Genomic DNA, 2,402 nt, shown 5'->3' with positions numbered 1-2,402 from the left:
GATACCCAGTTCCTAATTCAGATCAGAGGCTTAGGCCACTCCCGCCAACCCTTCCGAACCCGCCTGGTGAATACGACGGGCTAAGCTCGCTCATACGAGCGCTCTTAAGACCGGTCGTTCACTCGCCAGACAAGGCGGGCCTCACCGGATGGGTACATCTCCTCCAGGTTCGGACGGCGCGCTATCCGGCGACACGTAAGCGTGGCGGGGAGGCCGCCTTGCACGATGGCGTTGGGATAGGCTGATTGCCGCTCTTTTCTGGAGCGGTGATGATGGACGATTTTGACGGTCGGGATTCAAGCAGTCATACGACCGGTTATATGAGTGGTCATACGGCTACTCGGGTCGAGATCGTAGGACGCGTATCGGGCCGTCGGCGCTGGACGGTGGAGCAGAAGCTGGCGATTCTGCGGGACGCGTTCGGACCCGATGGCTCGGTTCGTTCGGCCTGCGAACGACATGAAGTCGGCAGCGGGCAGCTCTATACCTGGCGGCGCCTGGCGATGTCGGGTGAGTTGACCGGGACGAAGCAGTCAGCATTACCTGCGTTTGCCGAAGTTGAGGTATCGGAGTCTTCGCTTCCAGCTGTCGCGTCGCCCGCACAAGCGTGCAGTCAGATCGGGATCGATCCACACCGCCGACATCCAGGATCGTGATGGCGCACCGCTGGTGCTCGCCGAAATCATCCATCGCTTCCCGTGGCTACGGCATGTCTTCGCCGATGGCGGATATGCTGGCGACAAGCTCCGCCAGGCGTTGCGCAGGGTTGGTAAGTGGACCGTCGAAATCGTCAAACGGTCCGACAAAGCAAAGGGCTTTGAGGTTCTCTCACGCGGCTGGGTTGTCGAGCGCACCCTGGCATGGCTCAACCGAAACCGACGTCTCGCAAAGGACTTCGAGCAGACCATCGCCTCGGCAACCGCGTGGCTTTTCATCGCCTCGATCCAGCTCCTCACACGCCGCATCACAAGGCTATGAAATCACGTCGGTTAGTTTTGAATCAGACTCTTAATCTGAATAAATCGACGCCGTGGTGCGTCTGAGCGCATGGGACGACGCGCAAATCGTTCGCTTGGCAACAGAGAAATATTGGTTACCGCGCCCCGGCGGATTAAGGATCACCCTTCGAGACCAATAATCGCTCTGTATTTGTCTATTATGTCTTAGACAATCGTCTTCGGACCCTTGCGCTGCGATGCCCCGGGTGAGACAATTCGCCCATGAGCAAAGAGAAAGTCCACTGCATACTCGGTCAGCGCAAGTTGAAGCAAGCAGATATCGTTCATGCGCGCGGTCATAATAATCGCGAGGAAGAGGTCGGCAATTCCGACCGGTCAGCGCCTCCGCCGGCCGTGGTCTATGGACCGGAAAATGCGTGGGTAGGAGTGCGAGATCGGTTGAAGGAGCTCGGCATCCAGCCTCGTAAGAACGCCGTGCTGGCGCTCGAGTTGATGATGACGACCTCTCCAGAATACTGGCCGGGTGAAGATCCCGCGTGTTATGTTCGCAAGCTCCGCCAGTTCATTCTTCGCTCGATGCGTTACCTGCTTGGCCGGTATCCTCGATGCGCGATTGTCTCGATTACGCTGCACTTGGACGAGCAAACACCGCACCTGCATGTCATCGTGCTACCTGTGCGTAAGAGAGTCGATGCCCGCTTCTCGGACAAGCGTGAGCGCTGGATGCTCTCGGCCCGTGGCGATCTTCCACCGAAGCGGGAGAAAGGGGCTCCGCCGATCGACTACGCCAACTTCTGGCGTGGCGGCATCGGATCGCGTGGGCAGATGGCCTACGAGCAGACCGTGTTTGCAAAGGTCATGACGCCTCTGGGCCTTGAGCGTGGAAGGGTCTGGAGCGGCGCTCCGAATAAGCCGAATGCGGAATACCAGGCGGAGATGCGTGATGCGATTGCGGCAGCGAATGTAGAACGCGAGGCGGGTGAACGGGTGCGCGAACAGCTTGAAGGTGACCGGGCCGAGATCGTGGACATGCGCGCGGAGATCGAGCGGCAGCGGGCTGAGCTCGAGGCATCGCTCACTCGCGTCCGGGAAGAGGAAGCCAGACTGGCTGAGCAGCGTCGCGCGCTGCTCACCGAGCGCGCCGAATTCGAGCAAAGGCTCGAGAAGGCCCGCGCATGGAAGGCGAAGCTGGATGCGAACCGCGACCGCGTGAAAACGGAGCATGACCGCCTCGTTAAACAGGCACCCCTCGTGGCCGATCTTGCCGAAGCCTCTATAAAAGCGATCCGCTCAATCGATCTCGATTTTGTTAGCCCTCGAGAACGGGACACGGTGATGCGCGCGGCCTACGCTATCGGTTTAACCCGTCGTATTCACCGGACCGGTCCTAAAGGGTTAGCGGGAGTGGCCTAAGCCTCTGATCTGAATTAGGAACTGGGTGTC

General features: G+C 59.4%; 2 protein-coding genes and 1 pseudogene. All 3 read left to right on the top strand.

Annotated elements, in window-relative coordinates; translation table 11 throughout:
- The first annotated feature begins 269 nt into the window (after positions 1–269).
- Entirely contained in the window at positions 270–656 is a 387-nt protein-coding gene (locus K4G67_RS16075) for a transposase (protein WP_239807282.1), read from the top strand.
- Positions 628–978 (top strand): annotated as a pseudogene (locus K4G67_RS16070) (transposase); the annotation flags it as partial. The gene K4G67_RS16075 and the pseudogene K4G67_RS16070, both read left to right, overlap by 29 nt.
- 242 nt (positions 979–1,220) lie before the next feature.
- Entirely contained in the window at positions 1,221–2,372 is a 1,152-nt protein-coding gene (locus tag K4G67_RS16065; RefSeq protein WP_239807281.1) for a plasmid recombination protein, read from the top strand.
- Positions 2,373–2,402 lie beyond the last annotated feature (30 nt).

It is taken from the genome of Croceicoccus hydrothermalis, from assembly GCF_022378335.1.
GTDB classification, from domain to species: domain Bacteria; phylum Pseudomonadota; class Alphaproteobacteria; order Sphingomonadales; family Sphingomonadaceae; genus Croceicoccus; species Croceicoccus hydrothermalis.
The sequence above is the reverse complement of the archived record's forward strand: the minus strand, read 5'-3'. Positions and strand labels throughout refer to the sequence as shown.